The organism is Micromonospora sp. NPDC049359, from assembly GCF_044466585.1.
Taxonomy (GTDB): Bacteria; Actinomycetota; Actinomycetes; order Mycobacteriales; family Micromonosporaceae; genus Micromonospora.
The window spans coordinates 78,649-103,140 of the sequence record NZ_JBITMW010000001.1; the positions used below are offsets into that span (position 1 = coordinate 78,649).

Below are 24,492 nucleotides of genomic sequence, written 5' to 3' on the forward strand. Positions count from 1 at the left end.
CCAAACTAGCAGCATCCCTCTTGACACTGAACTTCTTATCCGCGCCGCTCATCCTGTCTTCACCGCCACCTGATCCATCCTTCCGCATTCGGGATGAGCAATGGCATTTGAATTATCTAGGAGCAACGAAGGCTCAACTTCTGAGCCGTGGCGATGGAGTTGTAATTGCGGTGCCGGATACTGGGGTGGATCCACACCCCGACCTTCGCAACAACCTCCTTCCAGGTAAGGACATTATCGCAGGAGGTAACGGCGACGGCCGGCAAGACAGGGACAGCCATGGAACCTCGATGGCCGGCCTGATCGCTGCACATGGCCAGGATGGCAAGCGTGGCGCGCTTGGCGTCGCTCCGGCTGCGAAGATATTACCGATATACGATTCCCCGCCCTCTGGCGAAGGGCAACCAGATACCCTTGCCCAGGCGATTGAATTTGCGATAGAAAGTGATGTAGATATAATTAGCATCTCTTCTGTCGGCGCGAGCAGTTCGAGGCTACGCGAAGCGGTGCGCAGCGCTGTTGGCAGGAATATCATCGTCGTCGCAGGTGTCGGCAATCTGCCGCAGGTTCAAAGTATTGGATACCCAGCGACTGAGGAAGGAGTGATTGCTGTTGGCGGCGTAGACCGCGCTGGACAGCATGCCGCCGTTTCGGTTACTGGACCGGAAATCGATGTAGTAGCACCTGCGGTCGATATCTACAGCACTAGTTATGGCGGGAAGTACTCGAAGGGCACGGGAACGTCGAGTGCAACGGCGATTGTGGCCGGGGCGGCGGCGTTGATCAGGTCGAAGTATCCCTATCTGCCGGCGCAGGAAGTGGCCCACCGGCTTACGGCAACGGCCATCGACAAAGGCCCGCCTGGCCGGGACGACGAGTACGGGTACGGCGTTATCGATCTTGTCGCGGCGCTAACGGCAGACGTACCCCCGTTAGGTTTTGAATCGGTGAGCGCGCCCGCCGGCGGTGGCCCGACCACGGCGGCCGATGCTCGGCCGGACGAGGATGACGGCTCGGCGGTTCGGGGCCTTGCCACCCTTGGCGTGATCGTCGCCGTTGGGGTTGGGTGGGCCGTCGTGGCACGGCGTCGGCGGCGCGGTGATGATCCGCCGCCCAGAATCAGCCGCTAGGCGTGCCCGGCGCCTCGATCGACTCGGGTTCCTTGAGGTTGGGGTGTCTGGTGGCTTGGGATGCCGCGGTTTGCTGGAAGCCGAGTGGATCACGGCGGCGGGCGTCCTTGATGGCGCGATATCGGCGATCGGGAGTCGATCAAGGACGCGGCGCGGCGCTGAGGGCCGGGAACGGGTGTCGGGCGTGGCGGGCCGGTAACGTCGGGCCGGTGTCTGACACTCTGCCGCTCCGCCTCGTGCTGGCCTCTGCCAGTCCTGCTCGCCGAAAGTCGCTTCGGGCCGCCGGCATCGACCCGGACGTGCTGGTCAGTGGGGTGGACGAATCCCTGGTGGTGACCGATCGCGCTGAGGATCTCTGCCTCGAGTTGGCCCGACTCAAGGCCGAGGCGGTGCTCGCCCGGCTGAATCCGACCGCCACGGCGAACAGCTCAACCACCAACGCCAAAGACACCACCAACAGCACCAGCGCCAGCACGGACGCCGCCAACAGCACCAGCACGGACACAGCCCGTGAGCGCACCCTGGTCATCGGGTGTGACTCGGTGCTCGAGTTCGACGGGGAGATTCTGGGCAAGCCGGCCGACGCGGCGGACGCGACCCGTCGTTGGTTGCGGATGCGGGGGCTCAGTGGGGTCCTGCACAGCGGACACTGCCTGATCGACAGTGTCGCCGGGCGGCGGGCGGAGGCGGTCGCCTCGACGGTCGTCCACTTTGCCGACATCAGTGACGACGAGATCGCCGCGTACGTCGCCACGGGCGAGCCGTTGGCGGTGGCGGGCGCGTTCACGATCGACGGGTTGGGTGGGCCGTTCGTGGAGCGGATCGAGGGTGACCCGGGGACCGTCGTCGGGTTGTCGATGCCGTTGCTGCGTCGGCTACTGGCGGAACTGGGTCTGGAGATCACGGACCTGTGGACAAAGGTCGCGCCGGGCGGCCAAACGGTCGAGCCGCTCGGTAACGTCCATTCATGACCATGAAGTCGATCCCGCTCACCGACGAGTTGCACGCCTACCTGGTTGCGCACGGCGCACCGCCGGACGAGATCATTCGAGATCTGGCCGAGGAGACCCGCTCGCTGCTGCCGGAGCACGCCAGCATGCAGGTGGCACCGGAGCAGGCCGCGTTCCTGACGTTCCTGACCCGGCTGCTCGACGTACGGCAGGCCGTCGAGGTCGGCACGTTCACCGGCCTGTCGGCGCTGGCCATCGCCCGGGGGTTGCCCGAGGGAGGGCGGCTGACCTGCTTCGACATCTCCGAGGAGTACACCGGGATCGCCCGGCGTTACTGGTCCCGCGCCGGGGTGCAGGACCGCATCGACCTGCGGATCGGCCCGGCCGGCGACACGCTGCGGGAGCTGCCGCAGGAGCGCCACCTGGACTTCGCGTTCATCGACGCCGACAAGACCGGGTATCCGGTCTACTGGGCCGAGCTGGTGCCGCGAATGCGGCCGGGCGGGGTGATCGCCGTCGACAACGTGCTGCGCGGCGGGCGGGTGATCGCGCCGCAGGATGTCAACGACCGGGCGATCGCGGCGTTCAACGACGAGGTGCTGGCCGACGTACGGGTCGACCCGGTGATGCTGCCCATCGCCGACGGCCTCACCCTCGCCCGGGTGCGCTGAGCGGCGCTCTGAACCACTCGGGTTCCTGGAAATCGCGGCATCCCCGGCGGTAAGACACCCCAACTTCCAGGAACCCGAGTCGATCAAGCCGGGCTCGCCCCGGGGCCAGGCCGGCCCCGGGGCGAGCGTCAGCGGACGCTGCGGGCGAACTGGCGGGCGGCCCAGAAGACGCCCAGCGCGGCGAGGACCGCGGTGATGGTCAGGCCCTGCCAGACCTTGTCGCTGCCCAGGTCGCCGGCGAACAGCGCCCGGGTGCCGTCGACCGCCCAGGAGAACGGGTTCCAGTCGGCGATGCCCTGCAACCAGCCGGGAGCGAAGGTCAGCGGCAGCAGGATGCCGGAGAGCAGCAGCACCGGCTGCGCCACGGTGTTCATCAGCGGGGCCAGCGCGTCCTCGCTCTTGACCTTGAGCGCGACGCCGTAGGAGACGGCCGAGGTCATGAGCGCGATGAGGGCGAGCATCAGGTACGCCAGCAGGAGGTCACCGATGAAGACCCGCAGGTCGAACAGGAGCGCCAGCAGGGTGATGATGACGGCCTGCACGACGAGTGAGACCACGTCGCGCAGCGAGCGCCCGAGCAGCAGTGCCAGGCGGCTGATCGGGGTGACCCGGGAGCGTTCGATGACGCCGGCGCGCAGTTCGGCGATCAGGCCGAAGCCCTGGAACAGGCCGCCGAAGATGGCCAGCAGCACCAGCAGGCCGGGTACGAAGATCTTGTAGGCGGCGGCCTGGGTGGGCGCGTTCAGGGCCGGCTTGAGCAGGGGGGCGAAGAGCAGCAGGTACATCACCGGCTGGAACACGCCGACGAAGACCCAGACCGGGTTGCGCAGCAGGAGCTGGATCTGCCGCTGGAAGATCAGCCACGTGTCGCGGGCGAATTTCATGAGTCGTCTCTCCGGGGGTCAGGACTCGCGCAGCGAGCGGCCGGTCTTGGTCAGGAAGACGTCGTCCAGGCTGGGCCGGTGCAGCTCGATCGAGCGCAGCTCGAGCCCGGCCTGGTCGAGACGGCGTAGCACCTGGGGAATGGCGGTGGCGCCCTCGTCGACGTAGAGGCGCAGGCCACCCTCGTCGACGGTCTCCAGCTTGTTGACGTACGGCTCGCCGTCCAGCGCCTTCGCCGCCTGCGGGGTGGCGGCCACGTCGAGGCCGACGAGCACCACGTCGCCGGAGATCTCCCGCTTGAGTTCGGCCGGTGTGCCCTCGGCGACGACCTCGCCGTTGTCCATGATCGCGATGCGGTCGCAGAGTGCGTCGGCCTCGTCCAGGTAGTGCGTGGTGATAAAGACGGTCATCCCGTCGCTGCGCAGTCGCCGGATCTCGTCCCACATGTGGGCGCGGCTCTGCGGGTCGAGGCCGGTGGTCGGCTCGTCCAGGAAGACGATCTTCGGCTCGTGGATGATGCCGAGCGCGATCTCGACCCGTCGACGCTGGCCACCGGAGTAGGTCTTGCACTTGCGGTCGGCGTACTCGGTGAGCTGGAAAGCCTCCAGGGCGCGGACGGCGCGCTGCTGCGCGTCGGCCTTGCCGATGCCGTACATCCGGGCGTGCAGGACCAGCTCCTCGCGGGCGGTCGACTCGTCCCAGGTGCTGCCGCCCTGCGGCACGTACCCGATCCGGCGGCGGACCTCCGCCGGGTCCTTGCGGAGGTCCGCCCCGGCGATGGTGGCCTCGCCGCCGTCGGGCTCGATCAGCGTGGCGAGCATCCGCAGCGTGGTGGTCTTGCCGGCGCCGTTCGGGCCGAGGAAGCCGAAGATCTCGCCCTCGGCGACCTCGAGGTTGACGCCGCGCACGGCGTCCACCGTCTTCGTCTCTCGACCCGCGCGGGAGCGGAACGACTTCCGCAGCCCCCTGGTCTCGATCATTTCTGCTCCTGGTCGGTCGGGCCGGCCGCGCCGGCCGTCATGTGTCGGTCGGACCGGTGGGCCGGCCGTCGAGTGGGACGACGCCGGACGGCGCACTCCCCCGCTGTGCCGACAGCAGGCTAACGCGATATAGCGCTTGTAGTCAACGTTGATTATTTCGCGTTGCGATTGAACCGCTCCTCGCCCTCCCGTGGGCCCGACCAACCCTCGGCGTCCGCCAGTTCAGCAGGCAGGTACGACACACCAGACTCGATCCGCTCCGCGATGCGCTCACACCAGCTGAGCTCCGCCTCCGCCCGCGCCGACCACAGCTCGAACATCCAACTGACGTGCACCGGCTTGGTGTTACGCACCCAGTCCGACTGAAGCGAGGCGCGCATCGACTCCATGCCGGCCCGCAGCAGGTTGGCCCGGTTGCGCAGCGCCGCCGCCGCCTCGGACCGGGGCATCGCGGGCAGGAACGAGAAGGCCGCGGTGAAGGGGTCGACGGGTTCGGTGAAGTTCCACCAGAAGTTGCGCAACAGGGTCTCGAACTCGTCGTCCCCCTTCGGGGTGACCTCGTAGGTCGTACGCGCCGGACGGGCGCCGACCTGCTCGGTGGCGACGGCCCGCAACAGCCCCTCCTCGGTGAGCTTGCGCAGCGCGTGGTAGATCGAGCCGGGCTGCACGTTCGCCCACTTGTCGGCGCTCCAGCTCAGCAGCTCGCGGCGCACGTCGTAACCGTGCACGGGCTGCATCCACCGCACCAGGCCGAGGATCATCATCCGAGTCGCAGACACCAGACAAGCGTAATAGCCAAGTTTGACTAAACCAGTGCCCCATCCCACACTGAGCGATCGTTAGGGGCCGCCCGGGGCGGCCGATACACTCCCCGTCAGTAACCTGCCGGGAGGAGCCACGAAGGTGCGCAAGGTACTGATCGCCAACCGCGGCGAGATCGCCGTCCGGGTCATCCGCGCCTGTCGTGACGCCGGCCTGGGCAGCGTCGCCGTGTACGCGGACTCCGACCGCGACGCCCTGCACGCCACGCTCGCGGACGAGGCGTACGCGCTCGGCGGAGACAGCGCGACCGACACGTACCTGCGCATCGACAAGCTGCTCGAGGTCGCCGCCCGGGCCGACGCCGACGCCGTGCACCCGGGCTACGGCTTCCTCAGTGAGAACGCCGATTTCGCCCAGGCCGTCATCGACGCCGGGCTGACCTGGATCGGTCCGACCCCGCAGGCGATCCGCGACCTGGGCGACAAGGTGACCGCCCGGCACATCGCCCAGCGCGCCGGCGCGCCGTTGGTCCCCGGCACCCCGGACCCGGTGGACAGCCCGGACGAGGTGATGGCGTTCGCCGTCGACCACGGCCTGCCGGTCGCCATCAAGGCGGCCTTCGGCGGCGGCGGTCGGGGCCTCAAGGTCGCCCGCACCATGGAGGAGATCCCGCAGCTCTTCGAGTCGGCCACCCGCGAGGCCGTCGCGGCGTTCGGTCGGGGCGAGTGCTTCGTCGAGCGCTACCTGGACCAGCCCCGCCACGTCGAGGCGCAGGTCCTCGCCGACCAGCACGGCAACGTGATCGTGGTGGGCACCCGGGACTGCTCGTTGCAGCGCCGGCACCAGAAGCTCGTGGAGGAGGCTCCCGCGCCGTTCCTCACCGACGCCCAGCGCGCCCAGATCCACTCCAGCGCCAAGGCGATCTGCCGCGAGGCCGGCTACCACGGCGCCGGCACCGTGGAATACCTGGTCGGCAAGGACGGCACCATCTCCTTCCTGGAGGTCAACACGCGACTCCAGGTCGAGCACCCGGTCACCGAGGAGACCGCCGGCATCGACCTGGTCCGCGAGCAGTTCCGGATCGCCGACGGCGAGAAGCTGCGGATCACCGAGGACCCGACGCCGCGCGGGCACGCCATCGAGTTCCGGATCAACGGCGAGGACCCGGGCCGCAACTTCCTCCCCGCGCCCGGCACGGTCACGGCGCTGCGCCTGCCCAGCGGCCCGGGCGTGCGGGTCGACACCGGCATCTCGGCCGGCGACGTGATCGGCGGCAACTTCGACTCGCTGCTCGCCAAGGTGATCATCGTCGGTGAGACGCGCACCGAGGCGCTGGAGCGCGCCCGCCGCGCCCTCGACGAGATGGTCGTCGACGGCATGGCCACCGCGCTGCCGTTCCACCGGCTCGTCGTGCGGGACGAGGCGTTCACCGCCGAGCCGTTCACCGTGCACACCCGGTGGATCGAGACCGAGTTCCACAACACCGTGCCGCCGTTCGCCGCCGCCGCCGGCACCGCCGACGCGCCGGCGGAACGCGACACCGTCGTGGTCGAGGTCGGCGGCAAGCGCATCGAGGTCAGCCTCCCCGCCGGCTTCGGCGGGAGTACGACCACAGCCTCAACCGCCTCCCGCAAGCCGACCCGGCGCGGGGGTGGCGCCAAGGCCGGCGTACCGGTCGGCGGAGACGCGCTCACCTCCCCGATGCAGGGCACCATCGTCAAGATCGCGGTCGCCGACGGCGACACGGTGGCCGAGGGCGACCTGGTGGTGGTGCTGGAGGCGATGAAAATGGAGCAGCCGTTGCACGCCCACAAGGCGGGTACGGTCAGCGGACTCGCCGCCGAGGTCGGTGCCGTGATCACGGCGGGCGCGCCCATCTGCACCATCTCCTGAAAGGAAGGGCACCTTGTTATCGCCTCGTGTATAAGAAGGGGCCCTTCCTTACGTTTGTCCGGGCGGGCGGGGCTCGGTGGGGGTGGTTTGCCGCACCGAGGTGGGCGCGGGCGGCCATGGGCGGGAATGATGGCCGGGTGCGGTTTCTTTCCGGCGCGGCCCCCGCGCACGACCTGACCTACACCGACGTCTTCATGGCGCCGGCCCGCTCCGACCTCGGCTCCCGCCTAGACGTGGACCTGTCCACCGGCGACGGCACGGGCACCACCATCCCGCTGGTGGTGTCGAACATGACGGCGGTCGCCGGCCGGCGGATGGCCGAGACGGTGGCCCGTCGGGGCGCGATCACGGTGATCCCGCAGGACATCCCCATCGAGGTCGTGGCGAACGTCGTCTCCTGGGTCAAGCAGCGGCACCTGGTCTACGACACGCCCATCACCCTGGGCCCTACCGAGACCGTCGGCGACGCGATCCACCTGCTGCCCAAGCGGTCGCACGGCGCGGTGATCGTGGTCGACGACGCCGGCCGGCCGGTGGGCGTGGTCACCGAGGCGGACACCGTGGGAGTGGACCGGTTCGCCCAGCTGCGACACGTCATGTCGACCGAGCTGCACACCGTGCCGGCCGACGCGGACCCGCGTACCGGCTTCGACAGGCTCTCCGCCGGCCGGCGTCGGCTCGCTCCGGTGGTGGACGCTCACGGCCGGCTGGTCGGGGTGCTCACCCGACAGGGCGCACTGCGAGCCACCCTCTACACGCCGGCCGTCGACGACCGGGGTCGGCTGCGCATCGCGGCGGCGGTCGGCATCAACGGGGACGTCACCGGCAAGGCCGCCGCGCTACTCGAAGCCGGGGTGGACACGCTGGTCGTGGACACCGCGCACGGCCACCAGGCCCGGATGATCTCGGCGTTGCAGGCGGTCCGCAAGCTGGACCCGGGCGTACCGGTGGCGGCCGGCAACGTGGTCACCGCCGAGGGCGTACGCGACCTGGTCGAGGCCGGCGCGGACATCATCAAGGTCGGTGTCGGCCCGGGCGCGATGTGCACCACCCGGATGATGACCGGCGTGGGCCGGCCGCAGTTCTCCGCCGTCCTCGACTGCTCGACGGCCGCCCGGCAGCTGGGCCGGCACGTCTGGGCCGACGGCGGTGTACGTCACCCCCGCGACGTGGCGCTCGCGCTCGCCGCCGGCGCGTCGAACGTGATGATCGGCTCCTGGTTCGCTGGCACCTACGAGTCCCCCGGTGACCTCTACACCGAACCGGACGGGCGGCGGTACAAGGAGAGCTTCGGGATGGCCTCGGCGCGGGCGGTCAGCGCCCGTACGGCCGACGACAGCCCGTACGACCGGGCTCGCAAGGCCGTGTTCGAGGAGGGCATCTCCTCGGCCCGGATGTACCTGGATCCGCACCGCCCCGGCGTCGAGGATCTGATCGACGAGATCATCGCCGGGGTACGCAGCGCCTTCACCTACGCCGGTGCCCGCAACCTGACGCAGTTCCACGAGCGAGCGATAGTCGGCGTCCAGAGCGCCGCCGGCTACACCGAAGGAATGCCCCTCCCCACCAGCTGGTAAGAACCCACCGGTCCGCGCTCGCGCGGCTCATGACGTCATTGCCACGACACGCCACTTGGGGTCAACGGGGCTGCCCCCAAGATCGGCATGGCCGGGCTCGACGGTCAAGCGCGTTTGCGCTGTTTTCTGGGGCGCTGTTCAGGAGTTGGTGATCTGCTTTCGGTGACGCTGTAATCGGCCTGGCGGTGCGTCGGGGCTCCTGATGAGGGAATGCGTGCCGCGTCGGGGTGCCAGCTGGCGCTGGTGATGCTCATGGAGTCCATCCGTGCCGTTGTGTAGCTGATGGCTCGCTGGTCGACATTGCTGTTGCCGTACTGGATGGCCGGCGTGGCGGCGGTGGGGGCGTAGCTCGGGCCGGCGGGGTTGAAGGCGGGACCTGCGCTGTCGGCGTATTGGGTGTAGTTGGACTCGTAAGAGGGCGCATAGGTGGGCGCGTAGGCGGACTCGTAAGAGGGCGCATAGGTGGACCCGTAATTGGGCGCGTAAAGGGTCGGCTGGTTGACGCCGTAGGACGCGCTCGTGTCGTATTGAGCCGGGTACTGACTGACCTCGGGCGAGGGGTACGAGTAGGGGTCCTGGGGTGTGAATGATGATTGAGCCGCTACCGAATAAAGGTTGGTGTTCTGGGACATCGGCTCTGACCCTGGTGCGGGTGCGACGGCGTAGTACGGGGGTGCTGCGTCGTGGGTGTACGGCCCGGAGGGCGTCGAGTAGGAACGGGCGGGGCTGCCTGGGGCGGGCAGCCGCTGTGGCGGGTCGATGACCTGTTCGTTCTGGTGCGCCTCGACGGGTACCCTCGGTCGCCATCCCTGGGGCAGTGGGATCCTGCCGGGTGCCGCGATCTCCGGGTCGCCCACGGCGGGCAAGCGGTCGGGGTTCGGCTGCAGGACGGAGCTGTTGCCGTATACGTTCAGGATGAACGAACGTCTGGGCAGTCCGTGGGCATCGGTGAAATCGTTCACCACCGCCAGGCTCAGAAGCCTGGCGTTGGGATTGGCGAGTCGGCCGGTGGCGCCAGCCCAGGCCGCGATGAGTGAGTGATCGACGATGGCGGGGTTGTCGATGACCTCCTGGTAGGCCACCGGTACGAACAGTCGCGGGGGCCAGCCGGCGGGCGGGTCGATTCGCTGAGCTGCCGCGGCCCTCGGGTCGGCACCGCCGGGGGCAAGATCAGCATGGTTCGCCAGGAAATATTTCGCGCCAAGCTGCTCAGACGTGTAATAGCCGGCGGGAAGCCCGTGCGACCGGGCAAAGTCATCCAACACTCCCGGGCTCATGCCAGCGAGGCTGGTGGCGGTACGCCCCAACCGGCCTGTCGCATGGGTCCAGGCCACCACGATGCGGGCGTCGGCGATGCCCGGGTTGTCGATGACCGCCTGATAAGCCGCCGGGGTGAACACTCGCGTCCAGCGGGCGGGCGGGTCAATTCGCTGAGCTGCCGCGGCCCTCGGGTCGGCACCGCCGGGGGCAAGATCAGGATGCTTCCCCAGGAAATACTTCGCGCCATCTGACTCGAGTGTGTAGTAGCCGGCGGGGAGCCCGTGCGACTGGGCAAATTCCCCCAACACTGCCCGGCTCAACTGACCGAGGTGATCGGAGCTACGCGCAAGTCGACCTAACCTGTGTGCCCAGTCCAGCACGAGGCTGGGATCGGCGATGCTCGGGTTGTCGATAACCGCCTGATAGGCCGCCGGTACGAACACTCGCCCCCAGCGGGCGGGCGGGTCAATTCGCCGAGCTGCCACGGACCTCGGGTCGGCACCGCCGGGGGCAAGATCAGGATGCTTCCCCAGAAAATATGTCGCGCCATCTGACTCAAGTGTGAAGTAGCCGGCGGGGAGCCCGTGCGACCGGGCAAATTCCCCCAACACTCCCCGGCTCAACTTGGCGATGTGATCGGAGCCGCGGGCGAGTCGACCTGACTTGTGTGCCCAGTCCAGCACGAGGCTGGGATCGGCGAGGCCCGGGTCGTCGATGATCTGCTGGTAGGCCATCGGCGTATAAGCGGGGGCGGATTCGCGTCGTCGGGGCATGCTTCTGGTCCTCTCGCGTGGATGACCGCTGTCCAGCTCCCCAACGGGGCATCCACGACGAAGGTTCAACACGAAACGGGCCTACCCGAATCGGTGCCCGCCCCAACTCCGCACACGGCTCTGCCGCGTCACTCTCGACCTCGCCGTCAGCCACCGCTACACCACGACCCACCCCACGCCGCTTCGCGACGCGGGATGCTGCCGCGTGTCTACCTAGTTAGGCGGCCCAGGACTTCGCGGGCTGCGTTGCCGGGGCTGCCACCTACGCGGTCCGGTAGTGCGCCGGCCAGCCACAGAGTGGCGAATCCATGGGCGATGGACCAGGCGGCGAGCGAGTCCAGGCCGGTGTCGCCGGATGCGCCACGGGCGGCCACCCCCGCGCGGAGTGCCGCGCCGGCCCGCTCGCGGGCGGCGGTCAGCTCGGGGTCGTCGACCCGGTGCAGCTCGGGCCGGAACATCACCTCGAAGTAGGCGCGGTGCGACACCGCGAAGTCCACGTACGCGACGCCGGCCGTCAGCAGGTCGTCGCCGGCGGCGACCAGCGCCTGCGCCAACCGGTCGAAGCCCTCCGTGGCGAGAACGGTGAGTAGCCCCGCCTTGTCACCGAAGTGGTGCGCGGGCGCGGCGTGCGAGACACCGGCCCGACGAGCCAGGTCGCGCAGGCTCAGCGCGGCGGGTCCGACCTCCTCGATCGCCTGCAGCGCCGCGGCGAGCAGGGCGCGGCGAAGGTCGCCGTGGTGGTACGGACGCGTCTCGGTCATGCCCGAATCCTAATCTTGCCATTGACAAGATGCCACCGACCACCGCAATCTTGTCACCGACAAGTTTCCCCGAGGAGGACTCCGATGGCACCCCTGATCGTCCTGATCGCCGGCAGCGCACTGGCCCGCCTGGCCGGCCTGGCCGGCGTCTCCGCGCTCGACGGCTGGCATCCCGCGCTGCGGGTCGGACTGGCCCTGATGTTCGTGCTGACCGGCGTTGCGCACTTCGTGGGCCGACGCCGCGCCGACCTGATCGCGATGGTTCCGCCCCGACTACCCCGGCCGGACCTGCTGGTCACCCTCACCGGCGCACTGGAGCTGGTCGGGGCGGTCGGGCTGCTGATCCCGACGACCGCCCGCCTCGCCGCGGCCGGGCTCGGCCTGCTCCTGCTCGCGATGTTCCCGGCGAACGCCTCGGCCGCACGCCGGAGGCTGACCCTCGCCGGACGCCCGGTCACCCCACTGGGTCAGCGCGCGATCCTGCAACTCGTGTTCGTCGCCACCGCCGCGGCTATTTCGTTTGGCCCCTGACTATCAGGGGGCTAATCTGCTCTCGTGGAACTCATCACCCTCCAGGATGTGCCGCTGGGACGACTACTGGTCGTGGCCGGGCACCTCGTCGGGCAGCGCTGGAACCGCTTCCTCGCCGAGGAACACGGCCTCACCCAGGCCGGCATGATCACCCTGATGACGCTCGCCCGGCACGGCGAGCTGCCCCACCGCCAGGTCGCCGAGAAGGGGTTCGTCCGCCCGGCAACACTGACCGGCATCGTCGACACCCTCGAACGCGACGGCCTGGTCGAGCGCCAGCGCGACGACAGCGACCGGCGCAGCATCCGACTCGCCATCACCCCCGCCGGCCGGGAACGGGTGGCCGCGCTCGGCGCTCTCATGCACTCCGGACGCCCGCTCACCTCGGTCGACGCCGACCCGGCGAAGGCCCAGGTGATCCGGGAGTTCCTACTCGAAGTCATCGGCAGCGGCCACGACCCGCAGATGACCGGACGACCCACCGACGCGGAGGAAACGTCGTGCTGATCCGACTGTTACGCGGCCAACTGCGCCCGTACTCCAGACCGCTAGTGGCGGTGGTGCTGCTCCAGTTCGTGGGCACCATGGCCTCGCTCTACCTGCCCAGCCTCAACGCCGACATCATCGACAAGGGCGTGGCCCGGGGCGACACCGGCTACATCGTGCACACCGGCGGCTGGATGCTGCTGGTCAGTCTGATCCAGATCGTCTGCTCGATCGCGGCCGTCTACCTGGGCGCGCAGGTCGCCATGGGCTTCGGCCGGGACGTCCGCGCCCGGCTGTTCTCGCACGTCAACAGCTTCTCCGCCCGCGAGGTGGCCCGGTTCGGGGCGCCGTCGCTGATCACCCGCAACACCAACGACGTCCAACAGGTGCAGATGCTCGTACTGATGAGCTGCACCATGCTGGTCGCCGCACCGATCATGAGCGTCGGTGGGGTGGTCATGGCGCTGCGCGAGGACATCGGGCTGTCCTGGCTGATGCTGGTCAGCGTGCCGGTGCTGGCCGTCGCGCTGAGCGCGATCATCCGCCGGATGGTGCCGGGCTTCCGGCTCATGCAGACCCGGATCGACACGGTCAACCGGGTGCTGCGCGAGCAGATCACCGGCATCCGGGTGGTCCGCGCGTTCGTCCGCGAGCCGTACGAGACGGAGCGCTTCGGTGTCGCCAACGCCGACCTGACCGCCACCGCCCTGCGTACCGGACGGTTGTTGGCGTTGATCTTCCCGGTGGTCATGCTGGTGCTCAACGTGTCCAGCGTGGCGGTGCTCTGGTTCGGCGCGCAGCGGGTCGACTCCGGCGCGATCCAGATCGGCGCGCTCACCGCCTTCCTGGCGTACCTGATGCAGATCCTGATGGCCGTCATGATGGCCACCTTCATGCTGATGATGGTGCCCCGGGCAGCCGTCTGTGCCGAACGCATCGTCGAAGTGCTGGACACCGACTCCTCGGTGGTCCCCGCCGCCACCCCGGTCACCGAGCTGCCCAGCCGGGCCGAGTTGGAGCTGCGCGGGGTGCGGTTCCAGTACCCCGGGGCGGTCGAGCCGGTGCTGCGGGACATCTCCTTCCGCGCCACCGCCGGCACCACGACGGCGATCATCGGCAGCACCGGCGCCGGCAAGACGACCCTGCTGTCGCTCGTCCCGCGCCTGGTCGACGTGACCGACGGCGCGGTGCTGGTCGACGGGGTCGACGTACGCGAGTTGGAACCCGACGAGCTGTGGCGACGCATCGGGTTGGTGCCGCAGCGGCCGTACCTGTTCACCGGCACGGTCGCCAGCAACCTGCGCTACGGCAACCCGGACGCCACCGACGAGGAGCTGTGGGCGGCGTTGGAGATCGCCCAGGCCCGGGACTTCGTGGCCCAGATGCCCGGCGGGCTGGACGCGCCGATCGCACAGGGCGGCAGCACCGTCTCCGGCGGGCAGCGCCAACGCCTGGCCATCGCCCGGGCACTGGTCCGGCAGCCGGAGATCTACCTGTTCGACGACTCGTTCTCCGCGCTCGACCTCGGCACCGACGCCCGGCTGCGGGCGGCGCTACGGCCGATCACCGCGCAGTCGGCGGTGGTGATCGTGGCCCAACGGGTGTCCACCATCGTCGACGCCGACCAGATCATCGTGCTCGAGAACGGAGGGGTCGTCGGAGTGGGACGACATGCCCAGTTGTTGGAGACCTGCCCGACGTACGCCGAGATCGTGGCCTCCCAGCAGACGGCGGAGGTGGCGGCGTGAGCGAGCGGAACGAGCCGCGCGCCGCGGCCGTACCCAGTCAGAAGCCGGCCGGCGACCCGCGGACGCCAACCGGCGACGCCGAGCAGCCCGGCGGCGGCGCCACGCAGCAGCCCGGCGGCGACGGGCAGACGCCGAAGCGGCTGCCGGCGGGCCGACCGGGCGGCGGCCCGCCCTGGATGAGCGCGGGAATGCCCGCCGAGAAGTCGATGAACTTCGGACCGTCGGCGCGACGGTTGCTCGGCCGGCTGCGCCCGCACCGGCTGCACCTGGGCGCGATCATCACCCTGGCCGTGGTGAGCGTCGGTTTCAGCGTGGCCGGTCCGAAGATCCTGGGCCACGCCACCGATCTCATCTTCAGCGGGGTGATCGGTCGGCAACTGCCGGCGGGCACCACCGCCGACCAGGCCGTCGCGGCGGCGCGGGCCAGCGGCAACGAGAGCTTCGCCGACATGCTGTCCCGGATGGACGTGGTGCCCGGGGTGGGCATCGACTTCGACGCGCTGGGCCGGGTGCTGCTGTTGGCGCTCGGGCTCTACCTGGCGTCGAGCGTGCTGGCGTGGTGGCAGGGCTGGCTGCTCAACGGGGTGGTCCAGCGCACGGTGCTGCGGCTGCGCGCCGAGGTGGAGGAGAAGCTCAACCGACTGCCACTGCCCTACTTCGACCGGCAGCCCCGTGGCGAGCTGCTCAGCCGGGTCACGAACGACATCGACAACATCTCCACCAGCCTCCAGCAGACCCTCAGTCAGCTACTCACCTCGCTGCTGACCGTGATCGGCGTGCTGGCCGTGATGTTCTGGATCTCGCCGCTGCTGGCCCTGGTGGCACTCGTCGCGGTGCCACTGTCGGTGCTGGTCACCCAACGCATCGCCAAGCGGTCGCAGAAGCAGTTCATCGCGCAGTGGACGCACACCGGCGCGTTGAACGGCCAGATCGAGGAGGCGTACACCGGGCACGAGCTGGTGAAGGTCTTCGGCCGGCAGCGCGAGGTGGAGGCCGCCTTCCACGCGAAGAACGAGGAACTGTTCCGGGCGAGCTTCGGCGCACAGTTCATCTCCGGGATCATCATGCCGTCGATGATGTTCATCGGAAACCTGAGCTACGTGGCGATCGCCGTGGTCGGCGGTCTGCGGGTGGCCTCCGGGGCGATGAGCCTCGGTGACGTGCAGGCGTTCATCCAGTACTCCCGCCAGTTCACCCAGCCGCTGACCCAGCTCGCCTCGATGGCCAACCTGCTCCAGTCCGGGGTGGCGTCGGCCGAGCGGGTCTTCGCCGTGCTCGACGCCGACGAGCAGAGCCCCGACCCGGCCCAGCCGGCCCGGGTCGTCGACCCGCACGGCCGGGTCGAGTTCGAGCACGTCTCGTTCCGGTACGCGCCGGACAAGCCGCTGATCGACGACCTGTCGCTGGTGGCCGAGCCGGGGCACACGGTGGCGATCGTCGGCCCGACCGGCGCCGGCAAGACCACCCTGGTCAACCTGATCATGCGCTTCTACGAGCTGGACGCCGGCCGGATCACGCTCGACGGGGTGGACGTCACCACGCTGCGCCGCGACGACCTGCGTGGCCGGATCGGCATGGTGCTCCAGGACACCTGGCTGTTCGGCGGCACCATCCGCGACAACATCGCCTACGGCCGACCCGACGCCACCGAGGAGGAGATCGTCGCCGCGGCCCGAGCCACCTTCGTGGACCGGTTCGTGCGCAGCCTGCCCGACGGCTACGACACGATCATCGACGAGGAGGGCAGCAACGTCAGCGCCGGCGAGAAGCAGCTCATCACCATCGCCCGAGCGTTCCTCGCCGAGCCGTCCCTGCTCATCCTGGACGAGGCCACCAGCTCGGTGGACACCCGTACCGAGGTGCTGCTCCAGCGGGCGATGGCGGCGCTGCGCTCGGACCGGACGAGCTTCGTCATCGCGCACCGGCTCTCCACCATCCGGGACGCCGACCTGATCCTGATGATGGAGGAGGGTCGCATCGTCGAGCAGGGCACCCACGAGCAGTTGCTCGCCGCGCACGGCGCGTACCACCGGCTCTACCGCTCACAGTTCACCGGCGCGGCGGTCGACGAGGAGCCGGCCACCGCCGCCCAACCGGCGTCGGTCTGAGGGCGGCCGGTCGTGCACACAACCGGATCGGCGGGCGGGTCAGCCCGGCGGGAGCAGATCGGCCGCGCGGGCGGCGACCTGCCCGCCGATCAGGGCGAGCGCGGCGTCGGCCGGCATCGGAGCCAGGGCACGGCCGTCGCGCAGCCGGAGGGCGAGCGCGGCGGCGGCGGCCTCGGAGGCACCCAGGACCCCGAGGTACGGGACGCGGCGGCGGGCCGCGTCCCGGACCCGGGCGCCCAGCGAGCCGGCGGCGTCGACCTCGACCCGCAGCCCGGCGTCGACGGCCCGCCGGGCCAGGTCGGCAGCCGCGTCGGCCTGCCCGTCGTCCACCGGCAGCAGCACCAACTGGACGGGCGCGTACCAGGCCGGGAACGCCCCCTCGTGCGCCTCGATGAGGTACGCGAACAGCCGTTCCATGCTGCCGACCAGGCTGCGGTGCAGCATCACCGGCCGACGCCGGCCGCCGTCGGAGTCGGTGTACGACAGGTCGAACCGCTCCGGCTTGTCGAAGTCGACCTGGATGGTGGAGATGGTCGACTCCCGGCCCGCCGCGTCGACGATCTGAATGTCGATCTTCGGCCCGTAGAAGGCGGCCTCGCCCGGCGCCTCGACGTACTCCACCCCCGCCAGCGCGCCCCGCAGCAGGTCCTCGGCGCGGGCCCACTGCGCGTCGTCGCCGACGTACTTCCCGCCCGGTCCGCGCAGCGACAGCCGGAACCCCGCCGGGCGTACGCCGAGCGCGGCGTGCGCGGCGCGGATCAGCCCGAGGATCTCGGCGACCTCCGCGCCGACCTGCTCGGGAGCGCAGAAGATGTGCGCGTCGTTGAGGGAGATGGCGCGTACCCGGGACAGACCGCCGAGCACCCCGGAACGCTCCGCGCGGTACATCCCGCCCAGCTCCGCGACGCGCAGCGGCAGCTCCCGGTAGGAGCGGCCCCGGGCGCGGAACACCAACGCGTGGTGCGGGCAGAGCGCCGGCCGGAGCACGAACTCGTCGTCGGCGCTCAGTCGCAGCGGCGGGAACATGTCGTCGGCGAAGTAGCCGAGATGGCCGGAGAGCTCGAAGAGTTCCCGCTTACCGAGCGGCGGCGAGTAGACGTGCCGGTGGCCGGAGCGGCGCTCCAACTCCCGGACGTACTCCTCGACGGCGTGCCGGGCGGCGGCGCCGGCCGGCAACCAGATGGGCAGGCCGGCGCCGGCCAGCGGGTCGGAGACGAACAGGTCCAGCTCACGGCCGAGCCTACGGTGGTCGATCATGTCGGGCTCCTGGATCGGGTACGACCCGGAGGCGACCTGGACACCGAACGCCGAACGGCCCTCGGGGGCGGATCGCCCCGGGCCTGGTCGACGGTGGTTACGTCAGCGCGGCACGCCGGGGACACCCGGCGTCGTCGTCACTTTCGCGCTGCGCATGCCGCGACGCTACCCGTCGGGCGGTCGGGGACGCACCCGGATTTGCGGCGGCGGGAAGAGGGACGGGCCGCCGGCGCGGGACCCGCCGGCGGCCCTGAGCGGCCCGCATCGTCAGGAACGGGGGACCCGGCGTGCTGGGCCGCGCCGACCACGGTACGCCGACGCACGCCGATCCGGCGACCGCCTCAGGCCGCGCTGGGACCGTCACCAGCGGGACGCCTGCCTCGTTGGAACAGGGTGGCCCTGTGGTGTCGGCGGTCACGACGCCCCGGGCCCCTCCACCGTGACGCCGGCCATGCCGTCAGGCTCAAGACACCCAATCGGCCGCATCCGGCGAGGTGGCAGGCGTGCCCGAACTACTGACTGACGTCGCGTCGCCGACGTGGGCGTACCTGGTGCTGCTCGGGCTCCTCGTCGCCGACGCCTTCGTACCCGTCATCCCCACCCAGATCGTCATGATCACCAGTGGCGCGCTGACCGTGTACGGCGGCCTCAGCCTGCCGGTCACCATCGCCGTGGGCGCGCTCGGCGTGTTCGCCGGTGATCTGGCCTGCTACCTGCTCGGCCGGCTCGCCCCGGACCGGCGGGCACCCCGGCACGCGGAGCTCAGCCGCGCCCGCCGCGTCGCCAGCCGGGTCACCCAGGGCCTCCGACAACCCGGCCCGCTGGTCATCCTGCTCTGCCGGTTCGTGCCGGGCGGACGGATGGCGGCCTGCTTCTCGGCCGGCCGCAGCCGCTACCCGTACCGGCTGTTCGCGCTCTACGAGATGATCGCCGCATTGGGCTGGGCCAGTTACGGCGCGTTGATCGGACACCTGGGCGGCACCGCGCTCACCGAGTCGGCCTGGCGGCTGGCCATCATCGCCGTCGCCGCGGCGGCCGGTTTCGCGGCGGCCGGCTGGGCGATGACCCTGGTCAGCGCCCGCCACGCCCGCGCCGCCGCCGAAGTCCCCGTCGACTGAGTGCACGCTCTCCGCTCTCCGCTCTCCACTCTCCACTCTCCGCGATCTTGCACTTTCGGTCGCGGCAATTGTGGCGGATAACCGCATAACGGCAACCGAAAGTGCAAGATCGCGGGGGCGAGGGGCGAGGGCGAGGGCGAGGGCGAGGGCGAGCGCTGGGGCGGGGGCGGGGGCGGGGGCGAGGGCGGACCGGCCTGTAGGGGTGGGTTTTGGGGGCCAAGTCGGTGGCGGTCCCGGATCTGGCTGGGGTGTTCGCGGCGACAGGCTGAGGCATGCCTGGAACCCGGAGTACCGGCCTGCTGGCCCTCGGCGGGATCGCCGTGGCGGCGCTGCTCACCGTGATCGGCCACCTGGAAGTCAACGACGACCTCAACCCGTGGGCGCTGACCATCAGCGACTTCGCCGTCTCCGACCGGGGCGGTGTCATCGACGTCGCCATGGTGGTGCTGGCGCTCGCCACCGCGGCGGTGATGTACGGGCTGCGTCGTACCGGCCCGCCGCCCGGCCGAGCGGCCGAACTGCTGCTCGTCGCCTGGGTCGCGGGGCTGCTGCTGGCCGCCGTGGTGCCGACCAACGAGCCGGGCACCGCCATGACCGCATCCGCCTACGTGCACCGGTACGCGTCGGTGGTCGCCTTCCTGGCTCTCCCCGTCGGCGGTTGGCTGCTCGCGCGTCGCCCCGACCTGACGCCCACCGCCAGGACGCTACGCGCCCTGGTCGTGCTCAGCCTGGCCCTGTCGGCCGCGATGGTCTGGTCCGCCTACCCCGGCGACCGCCTGCTCATCGGCCTGGCCGAACGCCTCCTGATCCTCACCGAGGTAGCGGTCCTGGCGACGGTCGCGGTGACCCAGGTCCGGCGTGCACCCGTCGATCATGGAGTTGTGGTGCCCCACGAAAGGGGTGTGACGCCGCATAACGGCCACCACAAGTCCATGATCGACGAGGATGGGGCGCGGGCGCTTACTCCAGTTCGTGGAGCATTAGCTGGCGGGCCGACTCGGTGATGGAGCCGGAGAGGCTGGGGTAGATGGTGATCGTCTGGGCCAGCTCGTTGACCGTCAGATTGTTCTCCACGGCCATGGTGATGGGCAGGATCAGCTCGCTGGCCTTCGGGGCGACCACCACGCCGCCGATCACCTGACCGCTCGCCGGGCGGCAGAACAACTTCACGAAGCCGTCGGACAGGTCGTCCATCTTGGCCCGGGCGTTGCCGGACAGCGGCAGCATCACCTGCCGAGCCGGCACCTTGCCCGCGTCGACCTCGTCCTGCGAGACGCCGACGGTGGCCAACTCCGGGTCGGTGAAGACGTTCGCGGCGACGGTCCGCAGCCGCAGCGGGCGGACGGCCTCGCCGAGGGCGTGCCACATGGCGATCCGACCCTGCATGGCGGCCACACTCGCCAGCAGCAGCACGCCGGTGCAGTCACCGGCGGCGTAGATGCCGGGCACGTTCGTCCTGGAGACCCGGTCGACCGTGACGTAACCGCCCCGGCCCAGCTCCACGCCGTACTCGGCCAGGCCCAGGTCGGCGGTGTTCGGGATCGAGCCGACCGCGATGAGAGCGTGCGAACCGGTGACCCTGCGCCCGTCGGACAGCTCCACCTCGACCCCGTCGGCGGTTCGCCGCACCGCGTCGGCCCGGGAGTTGTTGAGGATGTTCATGCCCCGGTTGCGGAACACCCGCTCGATGGCCGACGCCGCGTCGGCGTCCTCGTGCGGCATCACCCGGTCGCGGCTGGAGACCAGGGTGACCTCCACCCCCATCGCGAGGTACGCGCTGGCGAACTCGGCGCCGGTCACGCCCGAGCCGACCACGATCAGGTGCTCCGGCAGCTCCGACAGGTCGTACACCTGACGCCAGGTCAGGATGCGCTCGCCGTCCGGTACGGCGGTGGGCAACTGCCGGGGCGTCGAGCCGGTGGCGACCAGCACGGTGGAGGCGTCGATCGGGTACTCCTCGCCGCCGTCCGCGGGCGTGACGATGACGCGGTGGGTGTGCCCGAGCGCGTCCTCGCCGAGGCGGGCGGTGCCGGCCACGAAGGTGACACCCGCCTTGAGCAGCTTGGCGTGGATGTCGGCGGACTGCGCCAACGCCAGCCGCTTCACCCGCGCGTGCACGGCCTGCGCGTCGACGGTCACCGCCTCCAGGCCGTCCGAGTGCACCCCGAACTCCTCGGTGTCCCGGTAGCCGGTGACCACCTGGGAGCTGGCGATGAAGGTCTTCGACGGTACGCAGTCGGAGAGCACACAGGCCCCGCCCGCGCCGTCGGCCTCGACCACGGTGACATCGGCGTCCAGTTGGGCGGCGACCAGTGCCGCCTCGTACCCGGCCGGCCCACCGCCGATGATCACGATCCGGCTCACAGCGCCATCCTTTCGCTCGCGACTGCGGGGCTCCGCCGCGCTGCACTCCTCGCGCTCACCACGTTCGCCCTTCGTTGGTGCTCACAGTGACTTTCTTCTCCCGAGCGCATCCGACACGCACAGTCGTATTCTCCCCCACCCATCCGCCGGGCTATCGTCATCGCCGTGGGTCATCACGCCGCCTACGGCTCAAACCTCGATCCGTCCCGGATGCGGGCCTACTGCCCGCACTCCCCGATGGTCGGCACCGGCTGGCTGGAGGGGTGGCGGCTGACCTTCGCCGGGGAGGACGTGATCGGCTGGGAGGGCGCGGTGAGCACCGTCGTCGAGTCCCCCGGCGACCGGGTGTTCGTGGCGATCTACGACATCCACCCGTACGACGCCGCGCAGCTCGACGAGATCGAGGGCGTGACCGCCGGCACCTACCGCAAGCTGCACGTACGGGTCTCCACCCTCGACGGCGACGTCACGGCGTGGATCTACGTGTTCGACGGGTACGAGGGCGGCCTGCCGACGTCGTGGTACCTGTCCGAGATCGCGAACGCCGCCGAGAAGGCGGGCGCGCCGGACGACTACGTCACCGAGCTGCGGTCCCGCCCCACCGGCACCGCGTCCCCGTAGCGCGCATCCCACGCCCCCAGTCTGCAACCGGCGCCGATCCCGACGCCCGTCGGGCCCGGCCGGGGTCGTCAATCACACACCGGCGGCCGGGACGACCCGCTCGTACATGTCGGTCCACCCGGTCTCCCGCAGGCCCACCGAGCGGTAGAGCGACACCGGGGCCGTCGGGTTGGTGAGGTCCACGCCGAGGCCGGCGAACTGCCGGCCCTTGTCGGCGTAGCGGGCGAACGCGCGGCGCAGCAGCGCCGCACCGACACCCCTGCGGCGGTACGCGGGCAGCACCGACAGACTCTTCACCCAGCCCTCCTGCTGGTCGAGCGCCTGGTCCGAGGATTGCAACGCGCCGGCGAGCACCCCATCGACCTCGGCAACGAACCACTCGTCCCAGGCGGTCACGTCACCGATGCGGGCCCGCCACCGCTCGTACGACAGCGGCTCGTGGTCCGGGGTGTCGCCGAAGGCGGCCTCGTGGATCCGGTGGAACTCCCGCAGCTCGGCCTCGTCGTCGGAGCGGACCGGCCGCACCGTCACACCGGGCGGGGTGGCGGGCTCGGCGGGCAGGTCGGCCAACGTGCGGCGCATCCGCACGTACCGCTTGGCCAGGGTGAAACCCGCGGCCCGCAGGTCCCGGTCCCAGTCGCGCTCCGGGGCGAACACCGCGCAGCGGGCGGTGAGCGCCGGCAGCCCCCGCTCCGCGGCGCGCTCGGCGACCCGGTCGAGCTGGCGGGCGAGCAGCGGCGCACGGAGGGTGGCGGCCCGCTCGGGGTCGACGTAGACCTCCACGAACTCCCGGCCGACCCCGGTCGGGTTGTCCACCGTCGCCCAGGCGACGACGGTGTCGTCCGGGTCGAGCGCCAGCCAGGAGTCCCGGCTCGGGTCGAAGTGGGGCGCGGTCAGCGCCTGCTCGACATCCTCGGCGTCGAAGTCGGGATGGCCGATGGCGAAGGTGTCGGCGGCGTGCACCACCGCGAGGATCGCCGGCACGTCGTCGAGGGTGGGCCGGCGCGTGGTCCAGCCGGCGGGAAGGGTCACGGCAGGAGATCCTGACAGCCGACGGCCGGGAACGCCGCCCATTTTCCGTGGCGGCGGCGTTGGCCGACCAGTCGATCAGTTCTGGCCGGGGCTCGCGACGGGCAACCCTGCTTCCTTGGCGCAGTCGAGCAGTCGGCGATCGTAGGTGACGAAGGCGACGAGTGCGGTGCCGGACTCGTTGGTCAGGACCTGGGCGGTGGCCAGGTGGATGGCATCGAGACTGCGGAGCACGGGTTCGGCGAACGCGGCCGCGGTGGCGCGGATCGTACTGTCTATCTCCAATCGAAAGAGCCGTCCGACGGCTGCGGGCACCCCGATCAACGCTTGCGGAGCGGATCGGCGCAGGGCCCTGGGCACCTCCACCTCGACGAGGGCGGAGGACACCAATGGCACGTCGGGGTGGGTGTTGAGCCAGGAGACGAGGTCGGCGCTGCACGCCTCCTGCCTGACCAGCTTAACGACGGCGGCGGAATCGAGATAGATCACCAGCGCTCCTCGTCACGCATGGCGCTGAGGTCGGCGGCCACATCGACCGCCTCGTCACCCAGCTTTGGCGGAAGCGGCATCGGACCGCCGCCGGTAGGGGCGACGGCCCGCCCGGCCGCTACCAGCTTGGCCAGCATCGACCTGTCGTCGCTGACGGGTACGAGTCGGGCGATCGGGTGACCGCGATCGGTGATCTCGACCGTCTCACCTCCACTTACCCGCGCCAACACCTGACTCGTGTTCTGGTTGAGTTCGCGAACACCGATGCGCTCCATACGAACAAGTGTAGAACCAGATGTTCTACACTTCCATCGCTTCTGACATCGGCGTTGGCCGGGGCGTTCACCCCAGGCCGGCGCGGGTGTGGTGCAGCAGCTCCACCAGCTCGGTGCCGTCGGCCGGGCCGAGCGCCGCGAACGCCGGCGCGGCCAGCCGGTTGGTCACCGCCTCCGCCCACAGCCGCCGACGCACCAACGGCCCGACCGCGGGGTACGGCGGCGGCCAGCCGCACGCCACCGCGCCGGCCTCGCCCTCCGGCCCGGCCAGCACCGCCTCCAGCGGGGTCATGCCGGCGGCCCGCACCGCCAGCAGGTAGGCGCCCGTGAAGTGTTCACGCAGCAGCCGCAGCCCGGCCGCGCTCCGGGCGCCCGGAGAGTGGTCCGGCAGCGGCATGGCCCGCCACGCGGCGAAGAGCGGCATGCCGCTGGTGTCGGCGGCGGCGACCGCCCGCTCGACGAGGTCGGCCAGGCGCTCGATCCCGGAGAGCACGCCCAGCATCTCCGTCCCCCACCGGCAGCACTCGGCGAGACTCGCGGCGGCCACCTCGACCGGCGGCAGGACCCGGGCGGCGGCGTCCCAGCCGTCCGCGACGGCGTCCGGCGCGACGAAGCCGATCGCCGCGGCGGCCGTCTCCGCGCGTACGTCGCCGAGCGCCCCGGCCCGACCGCTGATGTAGAAGGCCCAGCCGGAGATGCCGAGCAACCGAGCCCGACGCAGCGTGCTCGGACACCTGCTGAACCCGTCGCCGAGGTCGAGGACGGCGGGTTTGCTGGCGGCGGCGAGCTGCTCCGGCGTCATCCGGACGCCACCCGCGCTCGCGGCT

At 70.5% G+C, this 24,492-nt stretch carries 23 protein-coding genes; 12 read left to right on the plus strand and 11 right to left on the minus strand.

The window, feature by feature from the left end; genetic code table 11:
* The first annotated feature begins 20 nt into the window (after window positions 1–20).
* The 3 genes from mycP (at window position 21) to ACIBTX_RS00400 (ending at window position 2,751) form a co-directional block, all read left to right on the plus strand.
* Window positions 21–1,130 carry a type VII secretion-associated serine protease mycosin gene (gene mycP / locus ACIBTX_RS00390; RefSeq protein ID WP_396831760.1) on the plus strand — a complete coding sequence of 370 codons (1,110 nt, stop codon included), beginning with the start codon at window positions 21–23 and terminating at the stop codon, window positions 1,128–1,130.
* A 209-nt stretch (window positions 1,131–1,339) separates the two neighbouring features.
* The gene (locus ACIBTX_RS00395; RefSeq protein WP_396831761.1) at window positions 1,340–2,101 is read left to right on the plus strand and encodes a Maf family protein; all 762 of its coding nucleotides are present in this window, start codon (window positions 1,340–1,342) and stop codon (window positions 2,099–2,101) included.
* Window positions 2,098–2,751, plus strand: a complete 654-nt coding sequence (locus ACIBTX_RS00400; RefSeq protein WP_396831763.1) for an O-methyltransferase — start codon at window positions 2,098–2,100, stop codon at window positions 2,749–2,751. Before ACIBTX_RS00395 ends, ACIBTX_RS00400 begins: the two co-directional genes overlap by 4 nt.
* A gap of 128 nt (window positions 2,752–2,879) precedes the next feature.
* Here ACIBTX_RS00400 and ACIBTX_RS00405 read toward each other — a convergent pair whose 3' ends face one another.
* The 3 genes from ACIBTX_RS00405 to ACIBTX_RS00415 all read right to left on the minus strand — a co-directional run bounded on the left by ACIBTX_RS00405 (window position 2,880) and on the right by ACIBTX_RS00415 (window position 5,377).
* Entirely contained in the window at window positions 2,880–3,635 is a 756-nt protein-coding gene (locus tag ACIBTX_RS00405; protein WP_355048901.1) for an ABC transporter permease, read from the minus strand.
* Between the two features lie 18 nt (window positions 3,636–3,653).
* Window positions 3,654–4,613, minus strand: a complete 960-nt coding sequence (locus ACIBTX_RS00410) for an ATP-binding cassette domain-containing protein (protein ID WP_357130270.1) — start codon at window positions 4,611–4,613, stop codon at window positions 3,654–3,656.
* 152 nt (window positions 4,614–4,765) lie between these two features.
* Window positions 4,766–5,377: a PadR family transcriptional regulator gene (locus tag ACIBTX_RS00415; RefSeq protein ID WP_357175053.1), complete on the minus strand. Its 612-nt coding sequence runs from the start codon at window positions 5,375–5,377 to the stop codon at window positions 4,766–4,768.
* A 139-nt stretch (window positions 5,378–5,516) separates the two neighbouring features.
* On the opposite strand from ACIBTX_RS00415, the gene ACIBTX_RS00420 reads away from it, so the two are divergent.
* Both ACIBTX_RS00420 and ACIBTX_RS00425 read left to right on the plus strand, forming a co-directional pair.
* The gene (locus ACIBTX_RS00420) at window positions 5,517–7,268 is read left to right on the plus strand and encodes a biotin carboxylase N-terminal domain-containing protein (protein WP_363660157.1); all 1,752 of its coding nucleotides are present in this window, start codon (window positions 5,517–5,519) and stop codon (window positions 7,266–7,268) included.
* A 137-nt stretch (window positions 7,269–7,405) separates the two neighbouring features.
* On the plus strand, window positions 7,406–8,845 hold the full coding sequence (locus tag ACIBTX_RS00425; RefSeq protein ID WP_357130276.1) for a GuaB1 family IMP dehydrogenase-related protein: 1,440 nt from the start codon (window positions 7,406–7,408) through the stop codon (window positions 8,843–8,845).
* A 104-nt stretch (window positions 8,846–8,949) separates the two neighbouring features.
* Here ACIBTX_RS00425 and ACIBTX_RS00430 read toward each other — a convergent pair whose 3' ends face one another.
* Both ACIBTX_RS00430 and ACIBTX_RS00435 read right to left on the minus strand, forming a co-directional pair.
* Window positions 8,950–10,839, minus strand: coding sequence for a hypothetical protein (locus ACIBTX_RS00430; RefSeq protein WP_396831764.1), 1,890 nt, complete (start codon window positions 10,837–10,839; stop codon window positions 8,950–8,952).
* 248 nt (window positions 10,840–11,087) lie between these two features.
* Complete coding sequence (locus tag ACIBTX_RS00435) at window positions 11,088–11,639, minus strand: TetR/AcrR family transcriptional regulator (RefSeq protein ID WP_357395859.1); 552 nt, start codon at window positions 11,637–11,639, stop codon at window positions 11,088–11,090.
* An 84-nt stretch (window positions 11,640–11,723) separates the two neighbouring features.
* Between ACIBTX_RS00435 and ACIBTX_RS00440 the strand changes: the two genes are divergently transcribed.
* The 4 genes from ACIBTX_RS00440 to ACIBTX_RS00455 all read left to right on the plus strand — a co-directional run bounded on the left by ACIBTX_RS00440 (window position 11,724) and on the right by ACIBTX_RS00455 (window position 16,512).
* A complete protein-coding gene (locus tag ACIBTX_RS00440; RefSeq protein WP_357130285.1) occupies window positions 11,724–12,170 on the plus strand; it encodes a DoxX family membrane protein in 447 nt (148 codons plus the stop codon).
* A 24-nt stretch (window positions 12,171–12,194) separates the two neighbouring features.
* A complete protein-coding gene (locus tag ACIBTX_RS00445; protein ID WP_357130288.1) occupies window positions 12,195–12,677 on the plus strand; it encodes a MarR family transcriptional regulator in 483 nt (160 codons plus the stop codon).
* Entirely contained in the window at window positions 12,671–14,404 is a 1,734-nt protein-coding gene (locus ACIBTX_RS00450) for an ABC transporter ATP-binding protein (RefSeq protein WP_357130291.1), read from the plus strand. Before ACIBTX_RS00445 ends, ACIBTX_RS00450 begins: the two co-directional genes overlap by 7 nt.
* Window positions 14,405–14,580: 176 nt before the next feature.
* On the plus strand, window positions 14,581–16,512 hold the full coding sequence (locus ACIBTX_RS00455) for an ABC transporter ATP-binding protein (RefSeq protein ID WP_396832118.1): 1,932 nt from the start codon (window positions 14,581–14,583) through the stop codon (window positions 16,510–16,512).
* Between the two features lie 39 nt (window positions 16,513–16,551).
* Here the strand turns inward: ACIBTX_RS00455 and thrS are convergent, their stop codons facing one another.
* The gene (gene thrS / locus ACIBTX_RS00460) at window positions 16,552–17,769 is read right to left on the minus strand and encodes a threonine--tRNA ligase (RefSeq protein WP_357175019.1); all 1,218 of its coding nucleotides are present in this window, start codon (window positions 17,767–17,769) and stop codon (window positions 16,552–16,554) included.
* 503 nt (window positions 17,770–18,272) lie between these two features.
* Here thrS and ACIBTX_RS00465 point away from each other — a divergent pair.
* A complete protein-coding gene (locus tag ACIBTX_RS00465; RefSeq protein ID WP_357130297.1) occupies window positions 18,273–18,887 on the plus strand; it encodes a DedA family protein in 615 nt (204 codons plus the stop codon).
* Window positions 18,888–19,159: 272 nt separating this feature from the next.
* Window positions 19,160–19,891 carry a DUF998 domain-containing protein gene (locus tag ACIBTX_RS00470; protein WP_396831766.1) on the plus strand — a complete coding sequence of 244 codons (732 nt, stop codon included), beginning with the start codon at window positions 19,160–19,162 and terminating at the stop codon, window positions 19,889–19,891.
* On the opposite strand, the gene ACIBTX_RS00475 is transcribed toward ACIBTX_RS00470, so the two are convergent.
* Window positions 19,848–21,251 (minus strand): NAD(P)H-quinone dehydrogenase, encoded by a 1,404-nt coding sequence (locus ACIBTX_RS00475; protein ID WP_357130303.1) that lies wholly within the window; start codon window positions 21,249–21,251, stop codon window positions 19,848–19,850. The genes ACIBTX_RS00470 and ACIBTX_RS00475 overlap by 44 nt on opposite strands.
* 165 nt (window positions 21,252–21,416) lie before the next feature.
* Here ACIBTX_RS00475 and ACIBTX_RS00480 point away from each other — a divergent pair, with 165 nt between their 5' ends.
* Entirely contained in the window at window positions 21,417–21,872 is a 456-nt protein-coding gene (locus ACIBTX_RS00480) for a gamma-glutamylcyclotransferase (RefSeq protein WP_357175024.1), read from the plus strand.
* Between the two features lie 72 nt (window positions 21,873–21,944).
* Here the strand turns inward: ACIBTX_RS00480 and ACIBTX_RS00485 are convergent, their stop codons facing one another.
* The 4 genes from ACIBTX_RS00485 to ACIBTX_RS00500 all read right to left on the minus strand — a co-directional run bounded on the left by ACIBTX_RS00485 (window position 21,945) and on the right by ACIBTX_RS00500 (window position 24,467).
* Window positions 21,945–22,904, minus strand: a complete 960-nt coding sequence (locus tag ACIBTX_RS00485; protein ID WP_357130309.1) for a GNAT family N-acetyltransferase — start codon at window positions 22,902–22,904, stop codon at window positions 21,945–21,947.
* Between the two features lie 75 nt (window positions 22,905–22,979).
* A complete protein-coding gene (locus ACIBTX_RS00490; protein WP_357130312.1) occupies window positions 22,980–23,390 on the minus strand; it encodes a type II toxin-antitoxin system VapC family toxin in 411 nt (136 codons plus the stop codon).
* The gene (locus ACIBTX_RS00495; protein ID WP_357130315.1) at window positions 23,387–23,665 is read right to left on the minus strand and encodes a type II toxin-antitoxin system prevent-host-death family antitoxin; all 279 of its coding nucleotides are present in this window, start codon (window positions 23,663–23,665) and stop codon (window positions 23,387–23,389) included. The genes ACIBTX_RS00490 and ACIBTX_RS00495 overlap by 4 nt, the downstream gene beginning before the upstream one ends.
* Window positions 23,666–23,732: 67 nt before the next feature.
* Window positions 23,733–24,467: a hypothetical protein gene (locus tag ACIBTX_RS00500; RefSeq protein WP_357175030.1), complete on the minus strand. Its 735-nt coding sequence runs from the start codon at window positions 24,465–24,467 to the stop codon at window positions 23,733–23,735.
* Window positions 24,468–24,492: the final 25 nt, after the last annotated feature.